This is a genomic window from Citrobacter europaeus (assembly GCF_037482245.1).
GTDB classification, from domain to species: domain Bacteria; phylum Pseudomonadota; class Gammaproteobacteria; order Enterobacterales; family Enterobacteriaceae; genus Citrobacter; species Citrobacter europaeus.
Map to the genome: position 1 here is coordinate 4,108,829 of NZ_CP148084.1, position 18,497 is coordinate 4,127,325.

Genomic DNA, 18,497 nt, shown 5'->3' on the forward strand with positions numbered 1-18,497 from the left:
CGAGTAAATCTATGAAAATCGGCATCATTGGTGCAATGGAAGAAGAAGTTACGCTGCTGCGTGACAAAATCGAAAACCGTCAGACCATCACTCTCGGCGGTTGTGAAATTTACACCGGCCAACTGAACGGTACAGAGGTTGCGCTACTGAAATCAGGTATCGGCAAAGTGGCTGCAGCGCTGGGCGCTACGCTGCTGCTTGAACGCTGCAAGCCGGACGCCATTATTAACACCGGTTCAGCGGGCGGCCTGGCCTCAACGCTGAAAGTCGGCGATATCGTGGTTTCTGACGAAACGCGCTATCACGATGCTGACGTTACCGCCTTTGGCTATGAATTTGGCCAACTCCCGGGCTGCCCGGCTGGTTTTAAAGCCGACCCGGCGCTGATTGCTGCAGCAGAATCCTGCATTGCAGAACTTAACCTGAACGCCGTTCGCGGTCTTATCGTCAGCGGCGATGCCTTTATTAATGGCTCTGTGGGCCTGGCTAAAATCAAGCATAACTTCCCGCAGGCGATCGCCGTTGAGATGGAAGCGACCGCAATTGCGCACGTTTGCCACAACTTTAATGTGCCGTTCGTCGTGGTTCGCGCCATCTCTGACGTCGCCGATCAGCAGTCCCATCTCAGCTTTGACGAGTTCCTGGTCGTTGCCGCGAAACAGTCAAGCCTGATGGTTGAAACGCTGGTACAGAAACTGGCGCATGGCTAAATTACTCTCCAGGGCGCTGGTCGCCCTGCTTTTCACTCTCCCGGCGTTCCTTTACGCCGCACCGCGCGTTGTGACGCTTTCTCCTGCCAATACTGAACTCGCTTTTGCCGCTGGCATTACCCCCGTAGGCGTCAGTAGCTATTCAAATTACCCGCCAGAGGCCAAAAATATCGAGGAGGTCTCCACCTGGCAAGGCATGAATCTGGAACGCATTGTGGCGCTCAAACCGGATTTAGTCATCGCCTGGCGCGGGGGAAATGCAGAGCGGCAAGTGAATCAACTGACCGCCCTGGGAATTAAGGTCATCTGGGTAGACGCCGTTACCATCGAGCAGGTTGCCGATGCGCTCCGCCAGTTGGCGGCATGGAGCCCTAAGCCTGAGCAAGCCAAACAGGCGGCGCAAACCCTGCTTGATGACTATGCTTTACTTAAATCTCGATATGCCAACAAACCGAAAAAACGCGTGTTTCTCCAGTTTGGCGCTAATCCTCTGTTTACCAGTGGAAAAGGCTCCATTCAGCACGAGGTTCTTGAGGTATGCGGCGGAGAAAACATCTTTGCCGGCAGTCGGGTTCCCTGGCCGCAGGTTAGCCGTGAGCAGGTCCTGGCACGCGCGCCCCAGGCGATTGTTGCAACCGGAGGCCCGGGCGAAACTCTGAAAATTGAGCAATACTGGGGAAACCAGCTAAAAATACCCATTATTACACTTAATAGTGACTGGTTCGAACGCGCGAGCCCGCGTATTATCCTCGCCGCAAAACAACTCTGTAATGCGCTTTCACAGATAAATTAGCGCCTGCCCCCACCAGGTCTGTTGTGAGGATTTAAAAATGCTCGTCTATTGGCTGGATATTGTCGGCACCGCGGTATTTGCTATCTCTGGCGTGTTACTGGCCGGAAAATTGCGTATGGATCCGTTTGGCGTCCTGGTCCTCGGCGTGGTTACCGCCGTTGGCGGCGGTACGATCCGCGATATGGCATTGGATCACGGACCGGTTTTTTGGGTTAAGGATCCTACCGATCTGGTGGTGGCGATGATCACCAGCATGCTGACGATCCTGCTGGTGCGTCAGCCCCGACGGTTGCCGAAGTGGATCCTGCCGGTGCTGGATGCCGTGGGCCTGGCGGTGTTCGTAGGGATTGGCGTCAATAAAGCATTTCTTGCAGGCACGGGACCGCTTGTGGCGATTTGTATGGGGGTGATTACCGGCGTTGGCGGCGGGATCATTCGCGACGTGTTAGCGCGTGAAGTCCCAATGATTCTGCGCACCGAAATCTACGCCACGGCGTGTATTATCGGCGGTATCGTGCATGCGACAGCGTTTTATACCTTTAATGTATCGCTGGAAAACGCCAGTATGATGGGGATGATCGTCACCCTGCTGATTCGGCTTGCCGCCATTCGCTGGCATTTGAAGTTGCCGACATTTGCGCTGGATGATAACGGGCGTTGATGTGACGATACAGAACATGTAGGCCGGATAAGGCGTTTACGCCGCCATCCGGCACATTGCCCGGTGGCGCTACGCTTACCGGGCCTACACCATCAGACCATCGGTATTACAGACAGCAATCAGATGCTGAAAGAAGAGCCACACCCGCAGGTGCTTTTCGCATTCGGGTTAGTCACAACGAAGCGGGAACCTTCCAGACCTTCGGTATAGTCAACCGCGCCGCCCACCAGATATTGCAGGCTCATCGGATCAACTACCAGACCAACACCTTGTTTCTCAATGGTCATATCACCATCGTTCACCTGATCATCAAAGGTGAAACCATACTGGAAACCGCTGCAACCACCGCCGGTGATATACACGCGTAATTTCAGATTCGGGTTATCTTCGTCAGCGATCAGGCTTTTTACTTTATTGGCTGCTGCTTCTGTAAATTGCAGTGGCAGCGCTACGTCATCACTCATATTTTGCTCCAAACGACATTGGCAATTGGGCAAATTATAACCCAATGGTTAAGGCCATTATCTAATACCCTGGTATTTCGTTCAAGTATTCTCGCCAGCGGCAGTACCCTGGCTTTTTGCCGCCTGCTCCGCTTCCTGTTTTGCCAGCGTGCGGGCAAGGATAGTCGAGTATAGCGGCTTTCCGCCCATAAATTGGGCTAATAGTGTTGCGCCAAGACAGGTAATAATCATTGGCAAAATGAGCTGATAGTTATCGGTCATCTCCAGCACCAGCACAATACCGGTTAACGGCGCACGCACCGAAGCCGCTAACAAAGCCCCCATTCCGGCAATGGCAAAGGTTCCGGCCTCCAGATGATACTGCGGAAAAGAAGCTGCCGCAGCCATACCGAACGCGGTGCCAAGCAACGTGCCCAACGCCAGCATCGGGGCAAAAATCCCACCGGGCGCGCCGGACGAGAAGCACAGCAGCGTGGTGACGACCCTGGTAATAAATATAAACAGCAGCAGACCAACGCTAAAATTGCCTGCCGCGGCGATAGGAATCAGGTTAAACCCGCCGCCTGCCGCTTCCGGTTGAATTAACCCGAGGATCCCGCACAGGCCGCCGATCGCGCCGCCCATCAGCACCCATTTTTTAATTTCACCACCGTGGAAGCGCTGGAACATATCCTGGGTACGCAACACCATGGTGTTAAACAATGGCCCGACACAGCCAAAAATAAGCCCGAGCACCAGATACAGCCACAGCGTATTTACCGGCGCATTGGAGAGCTTCCCAACTTCAATAATCGGCGCTTCGCCGTTGAACACGCGAAACACAATGCTCGACATAATAACGCCGGTAAACACGGCTTTGATCGAGACAAGGTTATAGCGAAACTGCGGGCGCATCTCTTCAATAATGAACAGGATCCCGGCCAGAGGCGCATTAAACGCCGCCGACAGCCCCGCAGCCGCACCGGTGGCCAGCAGGGTATGCCGCGCTTCGGCGCTGCGCATGCGGAAAATATCCAGCACCATGCGCCCAATATTGCCGCCAATCTGCACGGTCGGCCCTTCTCGCCCAAGCACCATCCCGGCCCCCAGCGTCCCCATACCGCCGATAAATTTCACCGGCAGAACGCGCCACCAGCGCACAGGCCGTAGCTCTTCCAGCGCGCCTTCAATCTCAGGGATCCCGGAACCTCCCGCTTCCGGCGCAAATTTACGCACCAGAAAATAGCCGACCATCGCCAGCAGCGCGGAGAGAATAAACGCCAGCGGCCACAGCAGAATGGCATGGTCCGCAACCTGAGCCAGCGCGCCAATACGGTGGTTCTGTACCCAGGTCACCGCTTTTTCAAATGCCACGCCAACCAGTCCCGTCACGGTACCGACAACTGCGGCCATCAACAGGATCGCCAACGGCGTTTTGTCTCGTTCCAGGAGTCGACGGATTTGATCCCTGCGGCGTAAACGCACAATTTGTTGTGCTTCAAAAGAGGGAGAGTCAGTCTTCATCAGATGATCATTAATTGGTAATACAAATACGGAATCGGCATTCTACTCGCACATTTCACGAAAATCCCCTGCAAATCGCATTGTTTCAATTGCGTAAAACTTTCATAACCTTCTCTGAATAACTAGAATAGCGGGCATTTACTTTTTCTACGAACCAGGACCCCATCCATGAGTAAGTCTGAAAATCTCTACAGCGCAGCACGCGAACTTATCCCTGGCGGCGTTAACTCCCCTGTTCGCGCCTTTACTGGCGTGGGTGGAACTCCGCTGTTTATCGAAAAAGCGGACGGCGCATATCTGTACGATGTTGATGGTAAAGCCTATGTCGATTACGTCGGTTCCTGGGGACCGATGGTACTGGGCCATAACCACCCGGCAATCCGTAATGCGGTGATTGAAGCTGCGGAGCGCGGTTTAAGCTTCGGCGCGCCGACCGAGATGGAAGTAAAAATGGCGGCGCTGGTCACTGAACTCGTGCCAACCATGGACATGGTACGTATGGTGAACTCCGGTACGGAAGCGACGATGAGCGCAATCCGTCTGGCGCGCGGTTTCACCGGACGCGATAAGATCATCAAATTTGAAGGCTGCTATCACGGTCATGCCGACTGCCTGCTGGTCAAAGCCGGTTCCGGCGCATTAACGCTGGGCCAGCCTAACTCCCCGGGCGTTCCGGCCGACTTTGCGAAACACACCCTCACCTGCACCTACAACGATCTCTCTTCAGTACGTGAGGCATTTGAACAGTATCCACAAGAGATCGCCTGCATCATCGTTGAGCCGGTCGCGGGCAACATGAACTGCATCCCGCCGCTGCCGGAATTCCTGCCGGGCCTGCGCGCGCTGTGCGATGAGTTTGGCGCGCTGTTGATCATCGATGAAGTCATGACCGGTTTCCGCGTAGCGCTGGCCGGTGCACAGGATTATTACGGCGTCGTTCCGGATCTGACCTGCCTGGGTAAAATCATCGGCGGCGGGATGCCCGTTGGCGCATTCGGCGGCCGCCGCGATGTGATGGACGCGCTGGCGCCGACCGGTCCGGTTTACCAGGCGGGTACGCTTTCCGGTAACCCAATAGCGATGGCAGCAGGTTTTGCCTGTCTGACCGAAGTGGCCCAACCGGGTATTCATGAAACGCTGAACGAACTCACGACGCGTCTGGCGGAAGGTCTGCTGGAAGCTGCCGAGGAAGCAAATATTCCGCTGGTAGTTAACCATGTGGGCGGAATGTTCGGGATTTTCTTCACCGATGCAGAAACCGTAACCTGCTATCAGGATGTGATGGCATGCGACGTTGAACGCTTCAAGCGTTTCTTCCACATGATGCTGGATGAAGGGATTTACCTGGCGCCTTCTGCTTTCGAAGCAGGCTTTATGTCCGTGGCGCACAGTGAAGGCGATATCAATAACACCATCGACGCCGCGCGTCGGGTGTTTGCGAAACTGTAAAAGAGAACGTACAGAAACAACGTAGGCCGGGTAAGGCGAAGCCGCCACCCGGCTTTTTTATTGCCGGATGGCGACGCAAAGCGTCTTATCCGACCTACATGAAAAGAATCAGCCTCAGCGACTCTGTTTTCTCAGCAGATAGATAAAGTACGGCGCGCCAATAAACGTCGACAATAACCCCGCCGGGATCTGATATGGAAACAGCACCATTCTGCCGCACCAGTCAGCAAAGACCAAAAGTACGCCTCCCGCCAGCGCCGAAATCAGCATATGCGGCATCGCCCGACGAAAACCCATCATTCGGGCAATATGCGGAGCCATCAACCCGACAAAGCTCAACGGTCCAATGGTCATGGTTGCTGTCGCCGTCAACCCTGCAGCCAGGAGCAGTAACCCTACGCGCGACGGCGTGATTGCCATCCCCACCGCCCGCGCCGTATCGCCGCCGAGCGGTAAAATCGTCAGCCAACGACGGCACAGCGGCGTCATCGCCAGCAGGATAACCATCACAATCCCGGTGCGCAGTACCTGTTCACCCGTCGCGTTATAGGTTGAGCCGGAGATCCAGGTCAGTACGCCCGCCATACGCGGATCGCCGCTGGCCTGCAGCATCATCAGCAACATTGTAAACGCCGTGCTGAGCGCCATCCCTGCCAGCAGCATACGGTGCGGCGAAAAACCACCGCGCCCGGCGGCAATCATAATGATAAGCAAGGTGGCCGCAGCCCCGAGACTCCCGGCAGGCATCAGCCAGCCAAAGGCATTTCCTGGGACCAGAAACAGCATCAGCACTACGCCAAATGCCGCACCGGAGCTAATGCCCAGCACTTCCGGGCTGGCCATTGGGTTGCCCGTCAGACGTTGAATAATACAGCCCGCTACCGCCAACATTACCCCGGCAATCAGCGCCGCCATAATACGTGGCCAGCGCCAGGGCATCAGCTCATCCAGCATCGCGCCGCTGGCCCATGTCCAGCCGTGCGCATCGCGGCCAAACGACAGCGCCACCACCAGGGTCAACAGCAAGAGCGCCCCACCCGCCAGCGTAAACATCAGCACATTCTGACGCTCAGCGGCGATGCGGTTGCTGGCATTCATATCCGGCGCGCTCATACTCCTAAGGCGCGGTAATAGCCACAGCAGTAATGGCGCGCCAATCAGCGCCGTCACCGATCCGGTGGAGACTTCCATCCATACGCGGGTCAGCCACAGAATGATTTGGTCGGAGAGCCAGAGGATCAACGCACCAATCAGCGGGGCCAGCATCAGACGCGCCAGCAGACGACGTGCACCAAGCATTTTCGCCAGCAGCGGCGCAAACAGGCCAATAAAGCCGATAATCCCCACGGCGTTCACCAGCAAGGCGCTGAGAACAATCGCCAGCGATAAAGCCGCCAGACGCGCCAGCGACAGCGCCAGACCAAGGTTACGCGCCACGCCGTCATCCAGTCCCATCAGCGTCATAGGCCGCAACAGCAACAGAGTCAGCATCACGCCACCCAGCAGTTGCGGCCACAGGCGCTGTACGCCGCTCCAGTCGGTTTGCGTTAGCGTACCGCTGCTCCATAAAAACATGCTTTGCAGCTGATCGTGATGGAAGATAACCATCAACTGGTTAATTGCCCCGCAGTACAGGCTGACCACCAGCCCGGCAAGGATTAACGTCACCGGGGAAAGACGCTTGCCCCAGGCTACGCCAAACACCAACGCCCCAACGACACATGCCCCCGCCAGCGCCGCAAATTGCGTGGTCAGCGCACCGGGAATAGCCCACAGCGTGGTAACCGTAATGCCCAACTGCGCACCGGTCGCCACGCCCAACGTGGTTGGCTCCGCCAGCGGGTTACGCAGCACCTGCTGAAACAATACGCCGACCAGCCCCAGCCCGGCACCGACCAGCAGCGAAATCGCCAGCCTCGGCAGCAGGCTATAGTGGAAAACCATCTGTTTAATGGCGTCGATATCCGGTGACCAGATAGCCTGTTGCCACTGGCTGCGCGGTAGCGCAACGGAGAAGTTAACCCAGGTCAGCCAGAGAGCAACAATAACCAGTACCAGCAACAATAACGCCGGATGGCGGCTTCGCCTTATCCGGCCTACAACGCGCGCAAACCGTAGGCCGGATAAGGCGCTTTTAGCGTCGCCATCCGGCATTTCAAATTTCCTGCTCACGCTTTGCCTCCCAGCGCATTATCCAGAATACGGGCAAAATGCATTGCCGAGAGCGTTGCGCCATAGAACCAGACGGCCGGCACGCGCTGAAAACGTCCGCTACGGACAAACGGCATCGCTTGCCACAACGGCGTAGACATCAATGCAGCCATCTCTTTATCGTTGCCGTGGTCAAAGCACAATACATCAACATCCTGAAAGGCAGCCAGACGGTCAATACTCACGGCAGTGCTGCCCCAAAAGTTTGTCTCTCCCTGCCAGGCGTTGGGGATCCCATAATCGTCCAGCACGTCCTGGAACAGGCTATTTGGGCCAAACACCAGCATATGTCGCGAATCAAGCAGGGAAGTGAGAAGTACAGGGCGCGCGCCGCGTTGAATGAAGCGCGGCTTCAGACTGGCGATAAAACGATCGTACTCGGTCAGATGGCGTTCAGCAGAGGCCTGCAGATTGAACAATTGCGCCATTTCCTGCAGCGATTGTCGCGCAACCGCCAGCGGTTTTTTGCCGTCGCTGAAGTTAAATCCCCGGCCAGGCGCAATCCGCGCCAGCTTTTCGGGAGAAGGACCATAGCCTGCCGACCAGAGCAAAAACGAGGGTTTCATTTCGGTCAGCAGTTCGAGATTGGGTTCCGTGCGTAGCCCGACATCAATCACCGAGTCCGGCAGCGGGGGCTCATTGACCCACAGCTTGTAGTTAGGGATATCGGCAATGCCATACGGCGTAATACCCAGCGCCAGCAATAGCTCTACCGGCAGCCATTCCAGCGCCACAATGCGCTGTGGATCAACCGCCGCGGCGTGCGCCGTCTTCATCTGCCACAGCAGCGGCGACAGCGCCATCGCCGTAAGCAAGCGCCGACGGGTAATATGATGTAATTCAATCATTAATAGACAAAACTCACGGGTGCGGCACCGGCCGGATGCGGCAAAATGCCCATCGGGATACCGTAAATCTGTTCCAGAGTTTCACTGCGCATCAGTTCAGCAGGCGTCCCTTGCGCAATCATTTCTCCGCCGCGCAGCGCAACTAAGTAATCACAGTAGCGGGCCGCCATGTTGATATCATGCAGCACCGCAATCACCGTCAGCCCGCGCTGCTGGCTTAAGCTATGCACCAGCGCCAGTACGTCAACCTGATGGGCGATATCCAGCGCGGAAGTCGGTTCATCAAGCAGCAGACAGCGGCTGTCCTGCGCAACCAGCATGGCAATCCACGCGCGCTGACGTTCTCCGCCGGACAGACTATCAACCAAACGGTGCGCCAGCGGTTTTAAGCCGACCAGCGAAATCGCTTCTTCTACTTTCTCTCTGTCGGCAACGCCAAAACGTCCCAGCGCCCCGTGCCACGGATAGCGGCCAATCGCCACCAGTTCGCGCACCGTCATCCCTTCGGCCTGCGGCAGCTGCTGCGGCAGATAGGCGACCTTGCGGGCAAACGCTTTACTGCTCCAGTTCTCCAGCGGCTGTTCGTCGAGCAGGATTTCACCTTCTGACGGCGGCTGATGACGTCCCAGCATTTTCAATAACGTCGATTTTCCGGAACCGTTGTGGCCGATAAGACCGGTCACTTTTCCCACAGGAAAAGTTAATGAGAGAGGATGCAAAAGCGTGCGGCCAGGCACACGAAAGGAGACATTACGCAACGCAAAAGTGGTGTCGGGATGGGATCTGTTTTCCTGCATAGCAGCCAACTTGTAAAACGGGCACGCAAAGCGTGCCCAAAAAGAAATTAGAAACGGAAGGTTGCGGTTGCAACGACCTGACGTTCTGCGCCCCAGAAGCAGCCATAGGTATTGAAGCAGCTGGCGACGTATTCACGGTCAAACAGGTTGTTCACATGCAGCGCCACGTTGGAGCCCGCCATGCCGACGCGCGCCAGATCGTAACGTACTAACGCATCCACCAGCGTATAGCTCCCCACTTTAAAGGAGTTTGCCGGATCGCCATAGCTGGAGCCAGTATAACGAACACCCGTACCCAACGTCAGCCCGGAAAGCGCGCCGTCATAGAGGGTGTAATCTCCCCACAGTGATGCCATATGTTTTGGCACCTGAGCAGGCGTGTTGCCTTTGTAGGTGGTGTCGGTAGTGTATTCCGCGTCGGTGTAGGTATAAGAACCCACTACGTTGACGCTGGCAGACAGCGCCGCTTTCGCTTCGATTTCCACACCGCGTGAACGAATTTCACCGCCTTCAACTGACCAGAACGATCCATTCGGGTCGGCCATCAGGTTGTTGGTTTTGGTCAACTGGTAAACGGCACCAGTGATCACGATCGGACGATCGCTCGGCACGTACTTCACGCCAGCTTCGTACTGCTTACCTTTAGATGGCGCAAAGATGTTGCCGCTTTCCCCGACCTGAGAAGCAGGTTCAAACGACTCGCTGTAGCTGAAATACGGGGTCACACCGTTGTCGAACAGGTAGTTAACACCGCCACGCCAAGTGAATTGCTTATCATCACGGGAATCCTGCACGCCAGAAACGCGGTTCAGGGAGTCCTGTTTAGCCCAGTCGTAACGACCGCCCAGAGTGACCAGCACCTTATCCCACTGCATCTGATCCTGAGCGTACAGGCCCGTTTGTTCCTGTTTATTCAGAACGCGATAAGGTGCGCCTGGCCCATTATGCGCTCCAAAATCAAAGTCGCTACGGTCAATGTTATAGATATCAGACGGCGCAACCGAACCAGCCCAACCGAACCAGGAGTTGATATCGTTACGCATACGCATATAGTCAACGCCGGTCAGCAGCGTGTGATCCAGGGAACCGGTAGCGAATTTGCTCTGTAACTGGGTATCAACAGAGAAATTCTGCAATTTTTCATTATCGTCAACGTACTGACGAGTTAGCGTGTGATCCCAATCGGCCTGAGGAACGCTGGCGCAAGGACTGTTGGCCGGATCCTTTGTATAGAGCGGATCGGAGCACATGCCGTAGCCATACACGCTATTCTGCGAAACCTTGTTTTGCGCATAACGCAGGTTCTGACGCACGGTAAAGGTATCGTTAAATTCGTGATCGAAGCTGTAGCCCACCATCTTCTCGTTACGAGAATAGGTATTGTTGTTCGCACCTTCGTTGAAATCGGTAGGCAGACGTGAACCGTTTGGCAGCTTAGATACGGTCCCCTCTTTCGGCAACCAGCCGTAATAGCCGGTTTCCGGCTCGTTCTGGAAGTAGGAGAGGAAGGTGAAGTTTGTCTTATCATCCGGACGCCATGAGAACGATGGCGCGATGGCGTAGCGTTGTTCTTCCGCACCCTGCTGCTGCGCATTCGCAGAACGCGCCAGGCCGGTCAGGCGGTATGAGTACACGCCATCGTCATCCAGCGCATCGCTGAAGTCGAAACCGGTCTGGAACAGGCTGTCGGTGCCCATTTTGAACTGAACTTCTTTCAGCGGCTCCGTCGTCGGACGCTTGCTGACCATGTTCAACAACCCGCCAGGGTTGCTCTTTCCGTAAAGAACGGAAACCGGACCGCGCATCACTTCAGCGCGTTCCAGCATATAGGGGTCGATTACCGCATCGTTATAGAAGTTACCCTGCATCTTCAGGCCATTCAGATAGTTATTCTGACTTTGGCCGTCGGCGGCAAATCCGCGAATAATCAGATAGTCATAGGTATTGGACGCACCACGCGTACCCACGGCAACGCCAGGGGTGTAGCTGAGCGCCTCTTTAACCGATTTCGGCTGATGCAACGCCATCTCTTCGGCGGTGACCACGGAAATAGACTGAGGAACTTTTTGAATCGGAGTATCGGTTTTGGTCGCCGTAGCAGACTGTCGTGCAGCGATGGTTGCCGCTGGTCCCCATGCGCTTTCCTGCGGGGCAGGTGCAGCAGTTACGGTGATGGTTTCTTCTTTCGGGTCAACCGCCGCCTGTGCATAGACAGACATGCCGCTAACCGCTGTGGCTACCACTACTGCGATTTTACGCAGCGATGAACTTGGCTGAGCAGTTTTAAGACGCGCCATTGGTATTTCTCTGATGAAAGTGAATGATAACGTAAACGAGAATTATTATTATAACGGCAGCATAATATTCGAAACTCTGGCGAGATAGCAAGCAATACGCGTCCCTACTAAAACTGAGGGGTTAAGAAATAACCAGATGAAAAGAAAGGGTTAATAAATTAGGCTGAAATGTTAGGGCTCAAAAAGAACCCCGTAGGGGTATCGCGTCTGCATAGATCCACATTAGCGGTAATACACTTCAAAGGTAGCCACCGCATCGACCTGGCCCCCCTTCACCGTTCCGGTTTTAGCGTATCGCGCTTTCAGCGGGATCGCCTCTGTTCCCTGCCCGGTCGCGCTTTCGATCCCCGTATATTCCTGATCAAAATTCAGCACATGATTGTCTTTGTCGAGGATCTGGATCCCGACGCCGCTGGCGGCCCCTTCTCCGCGGGCAATGTTCAGAATATTGCCGTCGGTAACACCGGTTGAACCGGCGCTGGTAAACTTATAATCAATGTGCGTTCCGGCAGTACAATTGGCGACTTCAATTTTAAAGCTGTCATCGGTGAGCACGGATGAATATCCCTGAGATAACCCACCGGCTGTCACCGTATCCAGCAACACATTGATATTTTTGCTTTTCAGATTGCAGGTATTAGCAATCACATCAACCGTGGCAGGCGCAAAGCGTAATTTCGCTACGGTTAAACTTCCCATTTGATAATCGGCGTTAAATTTACTGGTATCCAGCGTGCCAGACTGGACCGTCCCGATAACCACTAACTGAACGCCGACATGATAAGTTGAATCATACGAGACCCAGTTGCCCGTCATCCCCAGATAATGCCAGGGAGTAATAATGTTATCGTCGGTAAAGGTGGCGGTTTTATTTTCCGCGCGGGCGGCGCGAACCCCGATGCCCGGCACCGTGGTTTTATAAACGCCGCTTAACACTCCCGAGTAATCGGCATCGGTTAATACCGTGTAACCTTCGCGAACCTGTACATCTGTATTACAGGTCAATCCGTGTGATTCTCCGACCGTTTCTCCGGAATAGACAATGGTTCCTACGGCGGCATCGGAGTCAATCACAATCTGCGCGGGCATGGTAAACGTAATCGTTGGATTCGCATTCGGATTGGTAAACGAGCAGTCCGCTCTGGCCTGCTGAAAACAGACGCTCACCAAGGCTAAAACCAACATCATGAAGAGCCTGGAAAATCCCTTTTTCCCTTTACTCATTGGTTAACTTCCCTGTTTGCTAAACAACATCCCTGGGCGCGTTCCCCAGTGGATTACCGGTAATAAACGGCAAACGTCGCCACCGCATCAACCTGACCCGCCTTCACGTTACCCGTTTTGATATAGCGCGCCTTAAGTGGAATGGTCACCGACTGATCCTGTGTCGTTTGCGCGACCGCCGTATAGTTGCGATCAAACTGCAGCACGTTGTCGTTACTGTCCATAATTTGAATGCCGACCCCGTCAGCAGCGTGATCGCCCGTAGCAATATTCAGGATATTGCCATCCGTGACGCCGGTCGAACCCGCGGTAGTGAACTGATAGTCAACCTGGATGCCCGCGCTGCAATTATTAAGCTGAATTTTAAAGCTGTCATCGGACACCGTTCTGGACACGCCATTAGCCAGTTCGCTGGCGACAATCGTAGAGAGCGGCGCCAGAACATTCTTTTCAACCAGGTTACAGCTGTTTGACTGAACGATTACGGTAGTCGGTGAAACTCTGATCCTCGCCACAGTAACGCCGTCGTAGATCCAGTCAGCACTTAACTGTGAAGTATCAATGTCCCCTGAGCTCACTTCTCCGGTCACGACAAACTGTGCCTCAGCGTGTGAGTCCATTGCATAAATACTCTTCGGTTCGGTTCGGGATGACCCAGTATGCATCGGTGTTACCAACGAGCCTGGCGTTATCGCCTGGATGTCTTTAACCCACGCCATGCGTACGCCAATCCCGGGAACGTTGGTCTGATAAACCCGGGACAATGGATTATCGGTACGCTCATCGCTGGCGGTTAAAAAGGTGTAGCCCGTCTTGATCTCTCCATCGCTGGTACATGAAACAGAAATCGCATCCCCTAATGACTCTTGCGAGTAGAGCACGGTTCCCGGTTCGGCATCGGCATTCACCACTAATGCTGGCAGCGTGATTACCGCAGTCGAAGGTTCCTTACCATTTAAAATTGAACAACTGGCGCTTGCCGTCTGGTAGCACATCAACAATCCACCGCATACCACCACCTGACACCCGCGTTTTATCATCCTTTGCATATTGCCTCCTTTTATCAATGGCAGTTGAGCGTTGCGGTAAAAATACCCGGTTCCGGTTGTGCCGGAACCGTCACCTCCGCCGAGCAGCGCTGCTGCGCCGTATCGCCCCATTGTGCGGTCACACGCTGCGTCCCTTTTAACCCGGTGACATACACTTCACCGGCATCGCCTACGATTGACGTCGCGCCGTCCATACTCAGCACGGCCCCAAAAGGCACTACGCCCTGGCCATATCGCAACGTCAGCAAGGCGCGTTTACCCGCGCGCGCGGTAAAGTCAGCCGCCACCACCGCACCTTTCGTCGGAATCACGTCCAGAGACGCATCCTGAATATCTAAATCATCGCGCCCCTGGGTATTCACGGTGATGGTATTGCGCCGATAGTTGGTTAAGGTCGGCACAATGGCATTGCCCCAACGGTCGGTATACACCCCTTGTGAATTCTGGATTTTGACGTTATCGCCATCGGCGATATGTACCACCGCAAAAGCGTCCTGGATTGATTGTCCCAGCGTGATTCCCTGCGAGTGCGCGACCACGGATCCCTGCGCGCTATAGCCCCACTGCTTGCTGTCTTGTTGATAGCTGTAATTCGCGCTGAATTCCCCCACCGAGGCCCGATAGCGCGAGGAGAGATAGGCGCCGTAGCCCACGTTGTTATCGGTGTAGGTCTGCTGAAGATTGTAATTTAAGTTGTTGTTTTCCAGCAGCGTGCCGCTAACGCCCGCCTGGTGCGAGGTGTTACCTTTTTTCGAACTGGTCAGGTTGTAGGTGCCCCAGGAGTTCGCCAGCCAGCGCGAGAGCGGAACGTTAATCGAAATCGAAACCTGCTGGTCGTTATCGGTTGAAGGCGTTTTCGTCAGGCTGTAGTTCAGCGACCAGTTAACGCCCTGCCAGCTACTGCTGTAACCCAAACTGACGCTGCGCTCATGGCCTTCCATTCCCCAGTAGTCCTGCTGATAGGCGTTGGCATATACCGACCCCCAGCTATGTAACGACTGTGAAAGGTTTAGCTGTAAGCGGCTCCGGCGGTTAAAAGCATTGCGATAGCTGTAAATGCTGTCGTCATCATAGGTGTTATTGCGCTGATCGAGCGCCTCCTGAAAGGTATAAAACCCGGAGGTGGAATAACGATAGCTGGCCAGCGTGACCGTGGTATTGGTCAGCGGAAAATCTTTTGCGTACTGCGCGCGCCACGACTGGCCGTTCGCATCTGCGCGACCGTCGTCAAACGCGGTTCTGGCGGCCGTCAAATCCATCGACACGGAACCAAAATCGCGTAAATCGGCCCCGATGCCGACCAGCCCGGCATGATACATCGACGCACCCTGCAGACCGCCGTAGGCGGTAATCCCGTAAGGTAAGCCGTAAATGGCCGTCGCCTGGCCGAATTCCGGCTCCTCGCCGTTATCCACATCGCGATATTTTCCTGCCGCCAGGCTGTACTTCAGCGCGCCTTCGCGCTGCATAATCGGCACCGAGGAGCTGGCCTGGATAAAGCTGCGCTCCGTACCGTCGGCCTCCGTGACGGTGACTTCCAGATCCGCCCCTGCCGTGACCTGAGTTAAATCACGGATTTCAAACGGCCCGGGCGAGACGTTGGTCTGGTAGATGGTGTAACCGTTTTGTTTGATGGTCACTTTGGCATCGCTGTTGGCGATGCCGCGCACCACCGGGGCGAACCCCTGTAATCCGCTGGGCAGCATGCTGGTATCGGTCTCCAGCTTCACCCCGGTCATTTGTACGCTGTCGAACAGTTCGCCGTTGGTGTAGGTTTGCCCAAGCTGAAGCTGGCTGCGCAGGCGTTTGATATCACGCTCCAGCGTTGTGCTTATAGATTGCCAGCCGCTGTCATTCCCCCAGTTGCTGGAATTGCGCACCCGCCATGGGCCGATGTTCATACCCGAATTGAGACTGGCCCAGTTAGAGGTATTGTTGTCCCCATTCGACTGCTGATGCGAACCCGAAACATAGTAGCTGGTCCACAGCGCCGGAATGCCATCGTCCCAGGAAGCAGGATTGCTTTCGCCCGAAATTTGTTTGTCGCGGTAGATTTGCGGAATACGTAATTGCAGCACCTGAGTTTCCGGGCTGAAGTCATAGCGCGCATCAGCAATATATTCACTAATATCGCCCAGCAGCGTATCTTCATTAATATTATTTAATGCCGGGACGGTATCGACTTTGACGCCTAATTCGCGCAGTTCCGCTTTGGTGAATTGCGGAATCAGTTTGCTGTTATCTTTTGAAAGGAGGTAATTTAAATTTCGTTTATCGATGCGATCCTGATCCCAGACAATGGACGTTAAATACCGCCCGGGAGATAATCCGTTATGGCGTAAATAGGCTTCAAGCGCGCCGGTATTCTCCAGCGGCGTCCCCGTTTCCAGCGCGTTGAGATTGAAATAATCGTCAGCGCAAACGGAACCACTCGCCGTTAATATCGCGAATGTCAGCGTATTGAGTGCAAAAAGCCGGACAGTACGATGAGAAGACATAAACGCCACCCGTAAGAAATCGATAGCTCATTTACAGCGACTGTTTCCGCTGTCCGGTTTCTGATCCGTAATCATTAATTGCGGTCCAGACAACGTTACCTTTTACTGCCGATGGCAACGGAAAACGCTGCTCAGCAAACGGCGCGACCATCATGGTTAATGCCGAGGGAGAGTTTTGCTCTGATGCTGCTTTAATCTCTGTTCCCGCGACTTTTAGCTGTCCAAAGGTGACATAGAATGGCGTAGGGTTTTTCACCACTAACTGGTTTTGGCTGCGGCTAAACTGCAATGACTGCCAGGCCGTTTTCGCCTCACTTTCTTTCAGCGAAGCCGGGCGATAGAACAGCTTTAATTTGGTCTTAATAGCAAATTGCAGCGTGTTGTTATCGCGTAATTCTTCCGGGATCGCAGAAACAGATTTTATATTCGCCATAAACAGCGACTCACGGTCCTGCGGCAAGGCCGTTTTATTACCGGTATAAACTACGTGCAGCAGCGTCTGGCGATTTTCATCCAGTTTATAAATCGGTGGGGTAATAATAAATGGCGCTTTACTGTCATCAATATTACTGACCCAACTATGCACCAGATAACGTTTATCATTATCTTTATTTTTTAATGTTACCTGTACTTCAGACTGGTTGGCAGGATAAATAATTCGCGTTCCGCCAACCACTACGCCAGCATGAGCAATATTAATGCCAGTAGCTAACACCAGGGCTAATGTGGTAATGAGTCGTTTCATTTTTCCATTCCATTGAAATACTGGCCCAGCCTGGGCCAGGTTGTATGACAATTAACGATAAATCAGGGTATAAGTCGCTTGCGCGGTATAATCACCTGTGGTCGGTACCGTGCTGCCAACCTGAATAACTTCAGCTTTATAATTGAACACTACGCTGTCGCCATTGGCTTTATTCAAAGACGCATCAGGATCTGAGCCATCAAATTTTACGTAATTACTGCTGCCTTCCGGCAACATACGCACGCCGAGGTTCGTCGCGGTTCCCGTCGGTTGCAATACTTCCTCGTTATATCCGGCGATACGCGTACCATCAAATTTGATATTGAGGTTGGCAATCGCGGCATCACATTCCGTCAGCGTGATAGCAAAAGATTGTGAATCCCCCACTTTCTTATCTGCGCCAAATGCGGTTTGTGAAAGATTATTAAACGTCACCGTACCGTTTGTCGTTGTACCGTTAACATCCACTACGCAGCTATCAGGAATAATTTTTCCGTTAAAGGTTACGGTTCCCGTATCAACGGCTAATACAGGCATTGCGGCACCCGCCAGCACACTGCTTACAAACAACGAGGTGAGAATTTTTTTGCACATAACGTATTCCTTACATATGCTCACAAAAAGTAACAAAGAAAAAAGCAATTTTAACGAAAGGAACTTAAGACTGGCTGTAGATACGGATGCAACAACATCACTTGATATATAATATATCTTTATCGACTCATTCAATCCAAAACATTCCTTTGCGTGATCTATTCTACGGTTCATAACCTATAAAAGCGAACTAACATATTCACCAAAGATGATGCCGAACGCTGACTATTCCTTTAAATTCATAACGATAAGAATAGACACAATATTTTCTTAAATTTGAATTAAGAAGACTTTAATCAATTCAACAAGGGAATATTAAATACCACCTTATGATCCCAAAAAAATAAGAATAGCGAAAAAACCAGCACAAAAATGCGAGTAAAATTAGTCAATACCGAATATATACAAAAAAGTAATATATTGAGTCTATAATTAACAGCCCAAGTGCGGGCTACAAATACCACAGCAGATCAATTTTACTTACTGCGGCAATTAACAAAGAAATGTGATCTACAGCAAATTAGTCGCATACGCGAAGGCAAGCGCAGACATTCAGCACGCAGAGAGAAAATGAAAAGAGAGGGAAAGGTGCCAGCAACGCGTGGGGGAAGTCCCCCACACCGGCCTGTGCCGATGCGGGGGAAGAACAGTTAA

The 18,497-nt window shown here is 53.6% G+C and carries 15 protein-coding genes and 1 pseudogene; 4 read left to right on the plus strand and 12 right to left on the minus strand.

Translation table 11 applies throughout. From position 1 onward, the window contains the following. Positions 1–11: 11 nt before the first annotated feature. Genes mtnN through WHR59_RS19310 form a run of 3 tightly spaced genes read left to right on the plus strand, consistent with a single transcriptional unit; the run spans position 12 to position 2,164 of the window. The gene (gene mtnN, locus WHR59_RS19300) at positions 12–710 is read left to right on the plus strand and encodes a 5'-methylthioadenosine/S-adenosylhomocysteine nucleosidase (RefSeq protein WP_080625706.1); all 699 of its coding nucleotides are present in this window, start codon (positions 12–14) and stop codon (positions 708–710) included. Beyond that, positions 703–1,503: a vitamin B12 ABC transporter substrate-binding protein BtuF gene (gene btuF, locus WHR59_RS19305; protein WP_043018478.1), complete on the plus strand. Its 801-nt coding sequence runs from the start codon at positions 703–705 to the stop codon at positions 1,501–1,503. Before mtnN ends, btuF begins: the two co-directional genes overlap by 8 nt. Before the next feature lie 37 nt (positions 1,504–1,540). Then, positions 1,541–2,164, plus strand: a complete 624-nt coding sequence (locus WHR59_RS19310) for a TRIC cation channel family protein (RefSeq protein ID WP_006686772.1) — start codon at positions 1,541–1,543, stop codon at positions 2,162–2,164. Between the two features lie 119 nt (positions 2,165–2,283). On the opposite strand, the gene erpA is transcribed toward WHR59_RS19310, so the two are convergent. The 3 genes and pseudogenes from erpA to clcA all read right to left on the minus strand — a co-directional run bounded on the left by erpA (position 2,284) and on the right by clcA (position 4,131). After that, entirely contained in the window at positions 2,284–2,628 is a 345-nt protein-coding gene (gene erpA, locus WHR59_RS19315; protein ID WP_003018581.1) for an iron-sulfur cluster insertion protein ErpA, read from the minus strand. Then, positions 2,621–2,686 (minus strand): annotated as a pseudogene (gene yadW / locus WHR59_RS19320) (small protein YadW). Before yadW ends, erpA begins: the two are co-directional and overlap by 8 nt. Positions 2,687–2,709: 23 nt before the next feature. Continuing rightward, positions 2,710–4,131 (minus strand): H(+)/Cl(-) exchange transporter ClcA, encoded by a 1,422-nt coding sequence (clcA, locus tag WHR59_RS19325; protein WP_043018476.1) that lies wholly within the window; start codon positions 4,129–4,131, stop codon positions 2,710–2,712. A 168-nt stretch (positions 4,132–4,299) separates the two neighbouring features. Between clcA and hemL the strand changes: the two genes are divergently transcribed. Next, positions 4,300–5,580, plus strand: a complete 1,281-nt coding sequence (gene hemL, locus WHR59_RS19330) for a glutamate-1-semialdehyde 2,1-aminomutase (protein WP_286518244.1) — start codon at positions 4,300–4,302, stop codon at positions 5,578–5,580. Between the two features lie 114 nt (positions 5,581–5,694). On the opposite strand, the gene fhuB is transcribed toward hemL, so the two are convergent. The 9 genes from fhuB to WHR59_RS19375 form a co-directional block, all read right to left on the minus strand. After that, the gene (gene fhuB / locus WHR59_RS19335; protein ID WP_101706111.1) at positions 5,695–7,734 is read right to left on the minus strand and encodes a Fe(3+)-hydroxamate ABC transporter permease FhuB; all 2,040 of its coding nucleotides are present in this window, start codon (positions 7,732–7,734) and stop codon (positions 5,695–5,697) included. Between the two features lie 14 nt (positions 7,735–7,748). Next, positions 7,749–8,639, minus strand: a complete 891-nt coding sequence (gene fhuD, locus WHR59_RS19340) for a Fe(3+)-hydroxamate ABC transporter substrate-binding protein FhuD (RefSeq protein ID WP_047406104.1) — start codon at positions 8,637–8,639, stop codon at positions 7,749–7,751. Further along, positions 8,639–9,436: a Fe3+-hydroxamate ABC transporter ATP-binding protein FhuC gene (gene fhuC, locus WHR59_RS19345; protein ID WP_213733347.1), complete on the minus strand. Its 798-nt coding sequence runs from the start codon at positions 9,434–9,436 to the stop codon at positions 8,639–8,641. The genes fhuD and fhuC overlap by 1 nt, the downstream gene beginning before the upstream one ends. Before the next feature lie 47 nt (positions 9,437–9,483). Beyond that, positions 9,484–11,733 (minus strand): ferrichrome porin FhuA, encoded by a 2,250-nt coding sequence (gene fhuA / locus WHR59_RS19350; protein ID WP_213733348.1) that lies wholly within the window; start codon positions 11,731–11,733, stop codon positions 9,484–9,486. A gap of 222 nt (positions 11,734–11,955) precedes the next feature. Then, positions 11,956–12,921 (minus strand): fimbrial protein, encoded by a 966-nt coding sequence (locus WHR59_RS19355; RefSeq protein ID WP_226792369.1) that lies wholly within the window; start codon positions 12,919–12,921, stop codon positions 11,956–11,958. An 89-nt stretch (positions 12,922–13,010) separates the two neighbouring features. Next, positions 13,011–14,006, minus strand: coding sequence for a fimbrial protein (locus tag WHR59_RS19360; RefSeq protein ID WP_080625711.1), 996 nt, complete (start codon positions 14,004–14,006; stop codon positions 13,011–13,013). 14 nt (positions 14,007–14,020) lie between these two features. Then, the gene (locus WHR59_RS19365; RefSeq protein ID WP_338843382.1) at positions 14,021–16,504 is read right to left on the minus strand and encodes a fimbria/pilus outer membrane usher protein; all 2,484 of its coding nucleotides are present in this window, start codon (positions 16,502–16,504) and stop codon (positions 14,021–14,023) included. 31 nt (positions 16,505–16,535) lie between these two features. Then, the gene (locus tag WHR59_RS19370; protein ID WP_080625713.1) at positions 16,536–17,249 is read right to left on the minus strand and encodes a fimbrial biogenesis chaperone; all 714 of its coding nucleotides are present in this window, start codon (positions 17,247–17,249) and stop codon (positions 16,536–16,538) included. 51 nt (positions 17,250–17,300) lie between these two features. Then, on the minus strand, positions 17,301–17,843 hold the full coding sequence (locus WHR59_RS19375) for a fimbrial protein (protein ID WP_075145189.1): 543 nt from the start codon (positions 17,841–17,843) through the stop codon (positions 17,301–17,303). Between the last annotated feature and the right edge of the window lie 654 nt (positions 17,844–18,497).